A 13,757-nucleotide genomic window follows, 5' to 3' on the forward strand; every position below is an offset into this window, starting at 1 on the left:
GACGGAACGGAGCACACGCCATGAGCGCCTACACCGCGCTGCGGGGAGCCGGTTACCTGGCCTACACCAGGGACCGGACGACCCTCTTCTTCACGTTCGCGTTCCCACTGCTGTTCCTGGTGGTCTTCGGGTTGATCTTCAGCGGGCAGGACGTCGAGGAGAGCGGACGGCCGTACATCAGCTACATCGCGCCCGGCGTGCTGTCCTGGGGGGTGGCGAACGCCGCGGTGTTCGGCGTGGCCTTCATGCTGATGCAGTGGCGGCGCGACGACATCCTGCGCCTGATCCGCATGACGCCCGCGCCGCTTGTCGCGGTGCTCGGCTCCCGGTTCACGCTGGCGCTCGGCGTCGGCGCGGTGCAGGCGGTGCTGTTCGTGGCGGTGGCGATGCTGCCGGCGTTCGGACTGCGTCTTGACGGCGGCTGGCCGCTGGCGGTGCCGCTGCTGGTGCTCGGCATCACCGCGTTCCTCGCGCTTGGGGCGGTCGTCGGCTCGTTCACCACCACACCCGAGGCGGTGGCCGCGGTCGCCAACTGCCTGATGGTGCCGATGGCCTTCCTGTCCGGGTCGTTCTACCCACTGGACGCGATGCCCGGCTGGATGCAGACGCTGTCGTGGGTCCTGCCGCTGCGCCACCTCAACGACGGCCTGTCCGCGGCCCTGACCGGCTCGGGCGGTACCGGCGACATGGCGCTCGCCGCGGGCGGACTCGCCGTGTTCTGCGCCGTCTTCGGCGTGCTGGCCGTGCGCAGCTTCCGCTGGAGCGACCGGACATGACGACCGCGACCCCGCCGCTCGACGCGGGATGCGCCCAGCTCCAGGCGGAGTTGCGGACGCGCTGGGCCGCCGGGGGCCGCCCGGGCCCCGAGCCGTGCGTGGTGCCGCTCGGGGCCGCGGACGCCCTGGCGCGGGACGGCGACCCGCGGGCGGCCCGCCGCCCCTCGGCCGGCCTGCACCTGTCGGCGCGCGCCGTGCTCCTCGGCCCGTGGGGCGGCCGGGCCGCGTCGGCGGCCTGCGGCCGGTGCCTGGCGATGCGCTGGCAGCGGCTGCGCACCCGTTCCGAACGGGAGGCGCTGGAGGGCACGTTCGCGCCGCGGGGCGCCGCGGCCTGGCCGGTGCTCACGGCGTACGCCGTGGACGCGGTCTGGGCGGCCCACCGCGCCGTGCTGGCCCGTGCGGGGCGCCCGCCCGCGGACGGGCTGCCGCGGGTGACGCGGGTGGACCTGGCGACGCTGGCGCTGGTGACGTTCCCGCTGCTGGCGGAGCCGCTGTGCCCGCACTGCGTGACACCGCGCCCGGACGGCGCCGACGCGGCGCTGCCCGTGCCCGCGTCCGCGGCCAAGCCGTCGCCCGGCACCTACCGCACCAGGCCCGCCGGCGCCTACCCGCTGCCCGCGCAGGCGCTGGTCAACCCGGTGTGCGGGGTGCTGGGCGCACGCACCCACCTCAACCCGGCCTCGACGACCACCGCGCCCGTGTCCGGCAGCAATTTCGTGCGCGGCTATGCCGGGCTCAACGACGTCACCTGGAGCGGCCAGGCCGACAGTTACGCAGCCAGCCGGACGCTGGCCCACCTGGAGGGCCTGGAGCGGTACGCGGGGACCCACGCCAGGCGCGGCCTGCTGCCCGTCGTCGGCTCCTACCACGCGCTGGTGCGCCGCGAGGGTGCGGCGGCCGTGCTCGACCCGGCGGCGTGCGGCTTCTACGCGCCGGAGACCTACCGGGACGACCCGATGGTCGCGCCGTTCGACCCGGACCGGGAGATCCCGTGGCTGCGGGGCTGGTCGCTGCGCGCGGAGCGGCCGGTGCTGGTGCCCGCCAGGCTCGTCCACTACAGCGCCGGGGTGCGGGCGGACAACTTCGTGTTCGAGTGCTCCAACGGCTGTGCCACCGGCGGCAGCTGGACGGAGGCGGCGCTGTTCGGCCTGCTGGAGCTGATCGAACGGGACGCGTTCCTGCTTGCCTGGTACGGCCGCCGCCCGCCGGTGCCGCTCGACCTGGGCGCGCCCGCGGACCCGCGCGTGCGCGGCATGCTGGACCGGGCCGCGCTGCTCGGCTACGACGTGCGGGCCTTCGATGTGCGCAGCGACCTGGCGGTCCCGGTGGTGACCGGCCTCGCGGTGCGCGGGGACGGCGGCCCCGGACTGCTGTCCTTCGGCGCCGCGGCGGGCCTCGATCCGGAACGGGCGGTGGCGGACGCGCTCAGCGAAGTCCTCACCTACATCCCGCACCTGCCGTGGCAGGTCGCCGAACGGCGCGCCGAACTCGACGCGATGGCTGAGGACTTCGGTCTGGTGCGGCAGTTGCAGGACCATGCGCAGCTGTACGGGCTGCCGCGCATGGCCCACCACGCGGACGGCTTCCTGCGCGCGGGGCCCGGCCGGCCGCTCGCCGAGGTGTTCGCGGGCTGGGAGCGGGGCCGGCCGCGGACGTCCGATCTGCTGGACGATCTGCGGCTCGTCGTCGCCGAACTGGCCGCGGCAGGCCATGACGCGATCGCCGTCGACCAGACCACGCCCGAGCAGCGGTCGTTCGGGCTGCGCACGGTGGCGACGCTGGCGCCGGGGCTGCTGCCGCTCGACTTCGGCTGGCACCGGCAGCGCGCGCTGCGGATGCCGCGGCTGCGCCGGATCGCGGGTGCCGGGGCCCGCTTCACGGCCGCGCCGCACCCGTTCCCGTGAACGCGCCGCACCCGGCGGCGGGCACGGCGGGGAACGGCCGCAGGCCCCCGCCGGGAGGGGGAATTCACCGGTGGGGGCCGCGCCGTGCGGGACGCCGGGTCAGGCGCTGCAGGAGGTGGTGCTCGTGGTGCTGGAACAGGTCGAGGTGGAGGAGCAGGATGTCGAACCGGCGAGGACGACCTCGGCCTCGTCCGAGTAGTCGGAGATCTCGAAGGTCTCCGACTCCAGCTCCAGGATCTCGTCGGCCAGCGTGGACAGTTCGGACTTGTCGCTCATGGGTGCTCCTTCGGTCGTCTTCCATACGGCCGCGGGCCGTTCCGTGCCGTCGGCACTGCGTCCCATTGCACCTGAGGCCGCTGGCAGTTCGGCCGCGCAACCCCTCTCACCCCGCTGACACCCGGTGTCAGCGGGGTGTCCGCGCGCCGGCGCGGCGGCCCGGGGTGACCACGGTGGGAGGGGGCCGCGGATGACCACGGCCGACGCCGTCACGGTGCCCGCCGCCGTGCTCAAATCCGCCCTGGAGCTGTACCTCGGCCTGCACATGGCCCCGGAGCTGTCGGGCGCGGAGGAACGCACCGCGGAACGTTTCGCCGACTGGCTCGCGGCCGACGGCTACGCCGTCACGCGCGGCATCGGCGGGCACGGCGTGGCCGCGGTGCTGCGCCGCGGCCCCGGGCCGACGGTGCTGCTGCGGGCCGAGTTGGACGCGCTGCCGGTGACGGAGGAGACCGGACTGCGGTACGCCAGCCGCGTGCCAGGCGCGATGCACGCCTGCGGTCACGATCTGCACCTCGCGGCGCTGGCCGGCGCCGCCCGCCTGCTGGCGCGCGAGTCCGCACCTGGCGCGGGCGGCACGATCGTGGTGGTGGGCCAGCCCGCGGAGGAAACCCTCGACGGGGCCAGGGCCATGCTGCGGGACGGGCTGTACGAGCGGTTCGGCACGCCGGACGCGGTGCTGGCGCAGCACACCGCGACGCTGCCCGCCGGCTCCGTGGCGCACGGCCTGGGCCCGCTGCTCGCGGGCAGCGTGGCCGTGGACGCGGTGCTGCACGGCACCGGCGGCCACGCCGGTGCCCCGCACCTGACGGTCGATCCGGTGGTGGCGGCCGCCGCCGCGGTGCTGCGCCTCCAGGGCGTGGTCTCGCGCGAGACGCCGCCCGCGGAGCAGGCCGTGCTGACGGTCGGCAGGCTGCGCGCGGGCGAACGCAGCAATGTGGTGCCGGACCACGCCGAACTCGGCATCAGTCTACGGGCGTTCGGAGAGGCCGCGCTGAAGCGGATGGAGGCTGCCGTGCGCCGGGTGGTGACCGCGGAGAGCGAGGCGTCCGGCTGCCCGCGGCCCCCGCGGTTCGAGGTGGTCTCGCACGCGCCGCCGCTGGTGGCGGACGCCGCGCTGACCGAGGAGGTACGCGCGGCGCACCTGGCGGCGTTCGGGACCGGGCGGGTGACGCGCTGGGCACCGGCCGCGGCCACCGAGGACTTCGGCTGGTTCGGTCCGGCGGGGGCCGGGCTGCACGGCGGGAGCGGCATCCGCCTCGGGTACTGGATGCTCGGCACCGTGGGGGCGGCCCGTCTGCGTGCCGCCGCACAGGCTGCGGACGGCACCGGGGCCGGGGCTTCCGTGCCCGGCAACCACTCCCCCGCGTTCGCCCCCGAGGTGCGCACGGCGCTGCCCGCGGGCATCGTGGCGATGGCGAGCGCCGCCCGGCGCGTGCTCGGCGGCGGTCAGATCCAACCGCGCTCGCGGGCGAGCAGCGCGGCCTGAGCGCGGGTCGAGGCGCCGAGGCGCCGCATGACGTCGGCGACGTACCGCCGGTAGGTCCTGACCGAGACGCCGAGGTCCCTGGCGCCGGTCTCGTCCTTGCCGACCGTGCACATCAGGGTCAGCACCTGGAGTTCCACGGGGGAGAGCCCCGCCTCCTCGTCGACGGGGCGGCGCAGTTCGAGGGGGACGTCCTCGGCCTGTTCCCAGGTCTTCTCGAACAGCGCGACCACCCCGGCGAGCAGCACCTCGCCGTGTACCAGCAGGGCTTCGTGGCCCGCCTCGCCCGGGTCCTGCGGCAGCAGCGCGGCCCTGCGGTCGTAGACCACGGCGTGGGCGGGGACTTCGGCCACGACGCGTATCCTCGCGCCGTGCGCGACGAGTTCCGCCAGGCGGGCCAGCGTCGGCCGGTCGTCGAGGGCGGCGGCGGGGACGACCATGCGGCGCTTGACGCCGCGGCGCAGGGCCCGCAGGTCGAGTGCCTGGGCGTGGCGGGCGTGCCCCGCGGGGGCGGCGGCCCACGGGTCGGCGGAGAGGATCTCGTCGCGGGCGAAGAACGTCAGGTCCTCCATGCGGCTGGTCACCTCGTGCAGGCCGCCGAGGTGCTCCACCGGGGGAATCGCGTCGGGCCGTACGGTGCCGCCCGTGGCGGCCGGCGCCCGGCCGGGACGCGTCTCCGCGCGCAGCGCGGCGACGACGTGGTGCGAGGTGGTGATGTGCTGCACCTCCTGGTACAGGTGGCGCAGGCGCAGCTGGGTCAGCCGGGCGACCGCGGTCTCGGGGTCGGCGGGCGTGAGGAGTTCGGGCGGGTCCCCGGGTCTGAGCAGTCGCAGGTGCAGCAGCCGCCCCAGGGCTTCCTGGGCCGTCTCCTGTGCGATGTCGAGGGACAGATGCAGATTGCCCGCCGCGCTATTTGGGTGGCGCAGAAAGTGCCGATAGACCATTTCTTCCGATTTGGAGACCCCGAAGACAGCCATCTCATTCACCTGCACGGCCGACCTTCCTACGCTGTGGGGACTGCGGCAGGGCACAGAGTAAGGGGAGCAGTGGCCCGCCGGTGGCTCAGAACCGATGATTTCCTGCCCCATATGGTCCCCGGATGAACACCGGACGAACGCAGAGAGCCACATTGTGTTCGCCGTGCTGCCCGCCGGGGGCAACTCCGGGCATCCCGGAACGCCCCGGGCGCACGAAGCCAACTCGCGCCGGGCGCACGGGGGCCTGCGCCCGGCGCACGCCACCACGGAACGCGCCGCTCCAGTGGTGTTCCCATTCCGGGCCGGGCGGCGGGGCGGCGACGCGGGAAGCGCGCGCCCGGGGAAAGACGCGTCAGAAGGTCCTCAATTCCCTTGTCCGACGGGTCGAATGGCGCTCACTTTTCGACGGCCGGCTGCGCCTCGCTGGGTTGCACTATCACAAAACCCTCGCCTTGGAGCACGAGTTGGTACACCTCGCCCGAACCGCCCCGCAGCATCGACTTGATGCTCTGCGAGCGGTTGATCGAGGTGTGCAACTGGCTCGACCAGCCGACGACCGCGTCCGTGTCGACATGGACGGGCGCCTGTGAGGTCACGGGGATGACGATGGGGGCGCCGTCGCACGTGAGCCCGATCCTGCCGTGCCCGGTGAAGACACAGTTGAACAGGCCGCCGCCGGTCATCCCCGCGCCGCTCACCATCTTGATCTCGTAGGCGAGCGAGGGGTCGAAGCACAGGACGTTGCGGCCGTTGATCGTCAGGCTGTCCTGTTGCTCCAGGTCTATGACGAAACAGCTGTGGGCATTGTGCGCGAACCACACCTCCCCCTGCCCCCGCACGGCCATGAGGGAAAGCCCCTCGCCCGTGACGGCACGCTTGAGGAAGTTGCCCACGCCCTGCTGCTTCACCTCGAATTGGAGATTGCCCCGGAACGCCACCATCGCACCCTGGCGCGCATGGCACTCGCCGTCGACGACGTACTTGATCGCCTTGTGGTGTTGCAGGCTCATGCCCGACTCGGTCGGCGGCTGGGCCTGGTATTCGGCTTTGAAAAGGTCGCTACGCACGGCGCAGATCGTACGCCGATGGGCCGCTCGGGCGGAGGGGAACCGCACAGGTGAGCGGCGATACCGGTGCGGATGCGGGTGGTTCGCCCTCCTTTGTCCCGATATCAACCGTGGGCGGTTTCCGGTCAGCCGGCCCCCGGGAGCCACCGCATCCGGGGCACGGCGGGGCAACGGCTCCCTTCCCCTCCGTGCGGGAGGAAGGGCGCCGCGTGCGGCGGGGTGACCCGATCCGCGTCAGTGTGCCTTCTCGTACGCCTCGCGGACATTGGCCGGGACCCGTCCGCGCTCGTTCACCTCGTACCCATTCTCCTTGGCCCACTGGCGAATCCTGGCGGTGTCCACCGTTTGCGGCGCCCGCTTGGCCGCGGCGCCCGCTCGCTGCGTCCTGCCGGTCTTCCTCGCCTTGTTGACGAACGGGCCCATCGCCGAGAGGAACTGGTCGAACGAGTCCGGCGCAAGGTCGATCTCGTAGTTCACGCCATCGATGGCGAAGGTATGCGTGCTGACCTCATCCGTGTCTTCGCCGGTGAGGTCATCGGTGTAGATTGTGACAACTTTCCTAGCCATGGCCGGAGTATACGGCCAATGGAGTGGCGGTCCATATACGCCGGGGAAGGCGCGTCACATCGGGGACGCACGCGCCCGCCGTTCCCGTTGACCGCGATCCCGCCGCGGGCGGCGCCCCGTTGTGCCATGACGGGGCGCCAGGAACGGGAACACGGGTGACTACGGCCGGAATTCACCCGGTTGCGGATATCCGGGAAATCCGCTTTCCGTTTTCTTCGCGGGACGTTATGGCACCTCGGCAGGGATGCCCGCCTCCGCGCGCGCGGCGCGCAGCACGTCCGCGACCTGCACCCGGGCCCGCGTGGCCGAGGAGGCGATGGCGGCATACACCATGGCCAGGCTCAGCAGGTTGTCGTGGCACTCCCCCATCGGCATCCGCCCGGTGCGCAGCGCGGTCACGAACTCGGTCAGCGAACCCGCCGTGCCCGCGCCGGGGAGCGGCGGCGCCACGGGCCCGGGACCGGCCGGGCCGTGCGCGATCTCCACCTCGGGCTCGCCCTCGCCGTCCCAGATGGCGCTGCCGCGGGCGCCGCCGAGCCGCCACCGGCTGTTCCACGAGGTCTCCAGGCCGTCGGCGCACCAGCTTCCGGTGTAGACGAAGCGGACGCCGCCGGTCATTTCGAAGACGGCGGTGGCGGAGGCGTCGCCGCGGTACCAGCTCCACGGCGGGTTGTACTCGTCGCAGTAGACGGCGACGGGATCGCGGTCGAGGACGAAGCGCGCGGCGTCGAAATTGTGCACCGCCATGTCGAGGATCAGCGGGTGATCCATGGCGTCCCGGAAGCCGCCGAACCGCGGCGCCCTGAAGAACTCCTGAGTGAGGACCCCCAGTTCGCCCAGCCGGGCGGCCTGGGCCTTCAGGGCCCACAGCCTGCGGTCGTACCTGCGGTTCTGGCTGACCATGAACAGCAGCCCGCTGTCCTCGGCCGCCTTCACCAGCACAGTGGCCTGCGCCAGGTCGGCGGCGAGCGGCTTCTCGCCGAGCACGGGAAGGCCGAGGTCCAGGGCCTCAAGGGTGACGGGCAGGTGGGCCGCGGGAACGGTGACGTCGATGACCGCCTGGGCACCGCCGCGCGCGGCGACCTCGCCGAGCGAGGTGCCCACCGGCACCGCGTCCGTGCCCGGCTCCTCGGCGAGTGCCCTGCGGGCCGCCGCCGGGTCGAGGTCCACCACCCCGGCGAGGGCCACCCGGGCGTCGGCCGCGATGGTGCGCAGCCAGGCCCGGCCCATGCCGCCGGCGCCGACCAGCAGGACGCGCAGCGGCTCGTCGCCCGGCACGGTGGCGAACGGGGGCGGCGCGGTCATCGCTCCCGCTCCTCGTACCAGCCGGTGGCGCGCCGGTGCAGCTCGGGCGCCCGGCGCGGAACGCCCCGCTGCTCGGCCCAGCGGACGCCGTTGGCCACGACGCGGCGCACGTCCGGGTGGTGGTAGACGGGGTACTCCTGGTCGCCGGGGCTGAAGTAGAAGATCCGGCCGCGCCCGCGGCGGAAGGTGCATCCGGAGCGGAAGACCTCGCCGCCGCTGAAGGAGCTGATGAACACCAGCTCGTCGGGGGCGGGTATGTCGAAGAACTCGCCGTACATCTCCTGCTCGGGGATGATCAACGGGCTGGGTACGCCCTCGGCGATGGGGTGCGTGGGGTCGACGGTCCACACCAGTTCCCTGTCGTGCCCGCCGCGCCAGTCCAGGGCGCAGGTGGTACCCATCAGGGCCTTGAAGATCTTCGAGAAGTGTCCCGAGTGCAGCACCACCAGGCCCATACCGCCCAGCACGTGCCGCTGCACGCGTTCGACCACGGCGTCGTCCACCCGGTCGTGCGCCGCGTGCCCCCACCAGGTCAGCACGTCGGTCGCGGCGAGCACCTCCTCGGTCAGGCCGTGCTCCGGATCGGCGAGGGTGGCGGTGCGGACGGTGGCGTCCGGCACGTGCTCGGCCACCGCCGCGGCGATCTCGCCGTGGATGCCGTCGGGGTAGCGCGCGCGAACGCCGGGCTCCGTGGTTTCGTGAACGTTCTCGTTCCACACGGTCACCCGCGGGGCGCGCGGTGTCGTCGAGCCGGTCATGGTCGTTCCTACCTCCGTGTTGTGGTCCCGCGGGACCCTACCCGCCGGGCCGGCCGGCGAACGCGGCACGCGGTGTGGCGAGCGCCTCGGCCGGCAGGCGGGCGGCGAGGCACGCGCGCCCGCGGTCAGCCTGCGAAAACCTCGACGAGGGACCAGACGGCCAGGCCGAGCATGCACACGCCGCCGATGCGCTGGACGGTCTTCAGCGGAACGCGCCGCGCGATGAAGCGGCCCACGATCAGGGCCAGCGCGGAGACGCTCATCAGGGCCGCGGCGGCGCCGATGGAGGTGGACAGCGCGTCGTTCGTGGCGGCGAGATTCGCGGTGGTGATCTGCGTCAGGTCGCCCCATTCGCTGATGAACACAGCCATGAAAGCAGTGGTGTAGACGGGGAGGAAACCGGTCACCGTCCGGGCCGCGCCGCCGCCCTCCTCGTCGTCGTCACCGCCGCCGCGCAGCAGCAGGAACGCGCCGAAGCCGAAGAGGACCGCGGACACGAGCCGGACGGACCAGTCGGGCAGCAGCCCGATCAGGCTGCCCGCGCCGACGGCGATGGCCACGTGCACGACGAACGCGGTGGACGTGCCGAACCACACGTACAGCGGGCGCATGCGGGTGCCCATGGCCAGCGACGCGAACATCGTCTTGTCGGGAAGCTCCGCGAGGAAGATCAGACCGAAGGCGGTGAGCACCGCCAGGAGGTCGAGCGACATTCCGTTGGCTTTCTGTGAGGGCCGGGTCGCGCGGCGCTCACGTGACGCCCCTCGCGGGGGGCCGGGGAGGACCACTCGGCCCGGCACGACGTCGCACACCCGTGTGAGGAACGCGGGTGCGGTCATACCTGGCCGAAGGTCTCGTCCACCGCGGCGCCTGCGGCGTCGCGGCCCGGCTGCCGGGCCATCCGCAGGCGGATGGCCAGTATGTCGACCGGCCGGTATCGCGGGACTACTCCCCTTCGCTGCCCTCAGTATACCGGCGGTGCGGAGTGGGGTGCGGGCCGGGTCAGTCCTGTGCGCGGCCCGTGGTGACGCGGGCGATCATGAGCGCGAGGAGGATGATGCCTCCATAGATCGCCTGGATCCAGAACGACGAGACCTGGGCGAGGGTCAGCAGGTTCTGCACGACGCCGAGGAGCAGCACACCGGTGAGCGCGCCGAGCATGCTGCCCTTCCCGCCGTCCAGGCTGATCCCGCCGATGACGGCCGCCGCGAACACGGTGAAGATCATGTTCTCGCCCTGGTTGCTGTTGATCGCGCCGACGTAGCCGGTCTGGATCAGTCCGCCGACCGCGGCCAGGACGCCCGCCGTGATGAACACGCCGAGCAGCACCCGGTCGACGCGGATACCTGCGGCCCGCGCGGCCTGCTGGTTGCCGCCGATCGCGTACAGGGCCCGGCCCCACCGGTGGTATTTGAGCAGCAGCCCGGTGATGCCGAACGCTGCGCCCGCCAGCCATACCGAGGCGGGAACGGTCAGGAACGTGCTGGTCGCGAGCGTGAAGAACGCCTCGGGCATGCCGAACAGGGTCTTGCCCTCCGTGGCGCCCACGAGCAGGCCGCGCAGGATGATCAGCATGGCGAGGGTGACGATGAAGGCGTTCAGCTTCAGCTTCACCACCAGCAGCCCGTTCACCGCGCCGATGCCCGCCCCGACGAGCATGATGCACAACAGTCCGACGGCGACCGGCAGTTCGGTGCCGAACCCGGCCTGGGCCGCGGGCAGCACGAACAGCGCGCCCAGGGCGGGTGCGATGCCGACGACGGACTCCAGCGACAGGTCGAACTTGCCGGAGATGAGGACGAGGGACTCCGCGAGCACCACCATCGCCAGGGCGGCCGAGGCGCCGAGGATCGAGATGATGTTGCGCTCGGTCAGGAAGGAGTCGTTGGTGAACGCGCCCAGGATCATGAGCAGAATCAGCGCGGGCAGCAGCGCCAGCTCCCGCAGGCGCCGCCACAGCGGCGAGTTCCGCGACGGGGAGGCCGGCGCGTCCGGGAGCCCGGGGGCGCCGGTGGTGCGGCCCAGGGCGGACGGCGTCCCGGTGTCAGCCACGGTCGACTCCTTCGATCGATGCGATCAGCTCGTTGTCCCGCCACCCCGCGCGGTACTCGTCGGTGATCCGGCCGTGGAAGAGGACCAGGACCCGGTCGCAGTGGCGCAGGTCGTCCAGCTCGTCCGAGACCAGCAGGACGCCGATGCCGCTGTCGCGGGCGCTGTCGACGCGCGCGAGCAGCGACTCCTTGGACTTGACGTCGACACCCGCGGTGGGATTGATCAGGACGAGCAGCCGCGGGTCGGAGGCGAGAGCGCGGGCCATGACGACCTTCTGCGCGTTGCCGCCCGAGAGGTCGGACACCGGCTGGTCCGGGCCCTGGGCGTGGACGTCGAGACGGTCCATCAGCTCGCGCGCCAGGGTGCGTTTGCGCTTCTGGCCGATGAACCCGTACCTGCCGAGCCGCCCGGGCACGGTCATGGTGCTGTTGTCGCCGACGGAGAGGCCGGGGACGGTGCCCTGCTCGTCGCGGTCCCGCGGAACGCAGCCGACCCCGGCCCGCAGCGCGGCGGTCACGTCGCCGAACGGCAGGGCGACGCCGCCGACTTCGGCGGTGCCCGCGGTGGGCGTGTGGAGTCCGGCGAACGTCTCGGCGAGCTGGACCTTGCCGCTGCCGCTGCTGCCGGCGAGGCCCACGACCTCGCCGCGGCGCACGGTCAGGCCGATGTCCTCGAAGGCGGGCCCGCTCAGGCCGGTGGCGACCAGGCACGCCTCGGTGGTCGCGTCCGGGGCGGGCCGCACATCGCCGCGCGCCAGCACGGCCTCGCCGGTCATGGCCTCCACCAGGGCCGGGCGCGGCAGGTCCGCCACGGCCGCGGTGGTGACCCAGCGGGCGTCCCGCAGCACGGTGACGGTCCGGCAGACCTCGTAGACCTCCTTGAGGTGGTGGGAGATGTAGAGGAAGGTCACCCCCGCCCTCTGGAGGGAGCGCATGCGCGTGAACAGCCGCTCGATCTCCCGCTTGTCCAGCTGGGCGGTCGGCTCGTCGAGGACGATGAACCGGGCGCCGAAGGACAGGGCGCGCGCGATCTCCACCATCTGCCGGTCCTCGACGCGCAGGTCCGCGGTGCGGGCGCGCGGGTCGACCCGCACGTCCCAGGTGTCCAGGAGGTCGGCGGCCTGCCGGTGGAGCAGGCGCCAGCTGATGACGCCGCGCCGCAGGGGCTGACGGTTGATGAACAGGTTCTCCGCGACGGTCAGTTCGGGGACGACGGTCGGCTTCTGGTAGACGCAGGCGACCTTTTTGCGCCACGCGTCGCGGTCCGCCAGGGGCGGCGCGGGCTCGCCGTCGAAGGAGACCGTTCCCTCGTCGGGCGCGGTCAGGCCGGTGAGGATGCCGACGAGGGTCGACTTGCCCGCGCCGTTGCGCCCGACGAGGGCGTGGGACTCGCCGGGCAGCACGGTCAACTGGCCGTCCCGCAGGGCGGTGACGGGGCCGTAGCGCTTCACGATGCCCCGCGCCTCGGTCAACGGCCGGGGCGCCGGGTCGGGTTGGCGTTCGCTCATTGGTCGCGGTTGCCCCACAGCTCGGGGTCGTCGACGTTCTCCCTGGTGACCAGGGGCGCGGGAAGCTGGTCCTCCAGCAGCCCGTTGGGCAGCTCCACGATGGTGGAGCCGTGGTCGGTCGGCCCCGGCTCGAAGGTCTCACCGGCCAGCGCCGCCTTGATGTAGTACATGCCGTACTGGGCGTAGGCGTCGGCGGGCTGTGAGACCGTCGCGTCGATCTCGCCGTTGCGGATGGACTCCAGCTCCTGCGGGATGCCGTCGTTGGACACGATCGTGATGTGCTCCTCCTCACCGGCCGGGTGCAGCATGTCCTTGCTGCGCAGGGTCTGGAGCGTGGGGGCGAGGTAGACGCCGCCCGCCTGGAGGTAGATGCCCCGGATGTCGGGGTTGGCGTTGAGCAGGGTGTCCAGTTGCGCGGCGGCCTTGTCGGACTCCCAGTCGGCGGGGATCTCCAGCACCTCAAGACCGGGGTGGTGCTCCGCGACGCAGGTGCGGAACGCTTCGGACCTTTCCCGGCCGTTGACGGAGGACAGGTCGCCCATGATCTGCACGACCTTGCCCGTTTCCACGTGCTCGCCGAGGTAGGCGCAGGCCGCTTCGCCGTAGGCGACGTTGTTGGCCCGCACGATCATCTCGACCTCGCCCTCCTCGGGGGCGACGTCGACGGCGACGACCGGAACGCCGCGCCGCTCGGCCTGGTCGAGAGCGGCTGAGATGGCGCCGCTGTCCAGCGGGGCGACGACCAGGCCGGCGACGTTCTGGTTGAGCAGGTTGTTGACGTCGGTGATCTGCTGGGCCGAATCGCCGTTGGAGTTGACCGTACCGAGCGCGTCGACGCCCTCGGAATCCGCCATCCGCGGCACGTAGTCGTTGTACGCCTGCCAGAAGGGAGACGTCAGCAGGGGGAGCACCACCCCGACCGGGCCGTCGCTCCCCCTTCCTCCGCCGCCCGAGGGACCGGAGTCGGCCGTGCTGCCGCACGCGCCGAGCACCAGCGCGGCACCGGCGGCCAGGGCCGCCGCCCGCAGCCGGCGCGTTGTGTGCCGAAGTGACTGACCCGCCATGCCTACGGCTCCTTGTCC

Annotated in this window: 13 protein-coding genes; 3 read left to right on the plus strand and 10 right to left on the minus strand. The window is 72.8% G+C overall.

Going from position 1 to position 13,757, the window contains the following annotated elements:
* The first annotated feature begins 20 nt into the window (after positions 1-20).
* Both RM779_RS17335 and RM779_RS17340 read left to right on the plus strand, forming a co-directional pair.
* Positions 21-776: an ABC transporter permease gene (locus tag RM779_RS17335; protein WP_311618614.1), complete on the plus strand. Its 756-nt coding sequence runs from the start codon at positions 21-23 to the stop codon at positions 774-776.
* Positions 773-2,680 carry a TOMM precursor leader peptide-binding protein gene (locus tag RM779_RS17340; RefSeq protein WP_311618615.1) on the plus strand — a complete coding sequence of 636 codons (1,908 nt, stop codon included), beginning with the start codon at positions 773-775 and terminating at the stop codon, positions 2,678-2,680. Before RM779_RS17335 ends, RM779_RS17340 begins: the two co-directional genes overlap by 4 nt.
* A 99-nt stretch (positions 2,681-2,779) precedes the next feature.
* Here RM779_RS17340 and RM779_RS17345 read toward each other — a convergent pair whose 3' ends face one another.
* Positions 2,780-2,956 (minus strand): thiazolylpeptide-type bacteriocin, encoded by a 177-nt coding sequence (locus RM779_RS17345; protein WP_077057703.1) that lies wholly within the window; start codon positions 2,954-2,956, stop codon positions 2,780-2,782.
* A gap of 190 nt (positions 2,957-3,146) precedes the next feature.
* Here RM779_RS17345 and RM779_RS17350 point away from each other — a divergent pair, with 190 nt between their 5' ends.
* Positions 3,147-4,445, plus strand: a complete 1,299-nt coding sequence (locus RM779_RS17350) for an amidohydrolase (protein ID WP_311618616.1) — start codon at positions 3,147-3,149, stop codon at positions 4,443-4,445.
* Here RM779_RS17350 and RM779_RS17355 read toward each other — a convergent pair.
* From RM779_RS17355 to RM779_RS17395, 9 genes are all read right to left on the minus strand, one after another.
* Positions 4,406-5,419, minus strand: coding sequence for a helix-turn-helix transcriptional regulator (locus tag RM779_RS17355; protein ID WP_311618617.1), 1,014 nt, complete (start codon positions 5,417-5,419; stop codon positions 4,406-4,408). The two genes, RM779_RS17350 and RM779_RS17355, sit on opposite strands and share 40 nt — an antisense overlap.
* A gap of 395 nt (positions 5,420-5,814) precedes the next feature.
* Complete coding sequence (locus RM779_RS17360) at positions 5,815-6,486, minus strand: AIM24 family protein (RefSeq protein WP_311618618.1); 672 nt, start codon at positions 6,484-6,486, stop codon at positions 5,815-5,817.
* A 234-nt stretch (positions 6,487-6,720) separates the two neighbouring features.
* Positions 6,721-7,053, minus strand: a complete 333-nt coding sequence (locus tag RM779_RS17365; RefSeq protein ID WP_077057707.1) for a histone-like nucleoid-structuring protein Lsr2 — start codon at positions 7,051-7,053, stop codon at positions 6,721-6,723.
* Positions 7,054-7,278: 225 nt separating this feature from the next.
* Positions 7,279-8,358, minus strand: a complete 1,080-nt coding sequence (locus RM779_RS17370) for a Gfo/Idh/MocA family protein (protein WP_311618619.1) — start codon at positions 8,356-8,358, stop codon at positions 7,279-7,281.
* The gene (locus tag RM779_RS17375; protein WP_311618620.1) at positions 8,355-9,116 is read right to left on the minus strand and encodes a ThuA domain-containing protein; all 762 of its coding nucleotides are present in this window, start codon (positions 9,114-9,116) and stop codon (positions 8,355-8,357) included. The genes RM779_RS17370 and RM779_RS17375 overlap by 4 nt, the downstream gene beginning before the upstream one ends.
* Positions 9,117-9,241: 125 nt before the next feature.
* A complete protein-coding gene (locus RM779_RS17380; RefSeq protein WP_311618621.1) occupies positions 9,242-9,829 on the minus strand; it encodes a TMEM165/GDT1 family protein in 588 nt (195 codons plus the stop codon).
* Between the two features lie 289 nt (positions 9,830-10,118).
* Positions 10,119-11,168 carry an ABC transporter permease gene (locus RM779_RS17385; protein WP_394813320.1) on the minus strand — a complete coding sequence of 350 codons (1,050 nt, stop codon included), beginning with the start codon at positions 11,166-11,168 and terminating at the stop codon, positions 10,119-10,121.
* Positions 11,161-12,675, minus strand: a complete 1,515-nt coding sequence (locus tag RM779_RS17390) for a sugar ABC transporter ATP-binding protein (protein WP_311618622.1) — start codon at positions 12,673-12,675, stop codon at positions 11,161-11,163. The genes RM779_RS17385 and RM779_RS17390 overlap by 8 nt, the downstream gene beginning before the upstream one ends.
* Positions 12,672-13,739, minus strand: a complete 1,068-nt coding sequence (locus tag RM779_RS17395) for a sugar ABC transporter substrate-binding protein (protein ID WP_311618623.1) — start codon at positions 13,737-13,739, stop codon at positions 12,672-12,674. Before RM779_RS17395 ends, RM779_RS17390 begins: the two co-directional genes overlap by 4 nt.
* Positions 13,740-13,757 lie beyond the last annotated feature (18 nt).

This window comes from Streptomyces johnsoniae (assembly GCF_031845565.1).
In the GTDB taxonomy this organism is placed as follows: domain Bacteria; phylum Actinomycetota; class Actinomycetes; order Streptomycetales; family Streptomycetaceae; genus Streptomyces; species Streptomyces johnsoniae.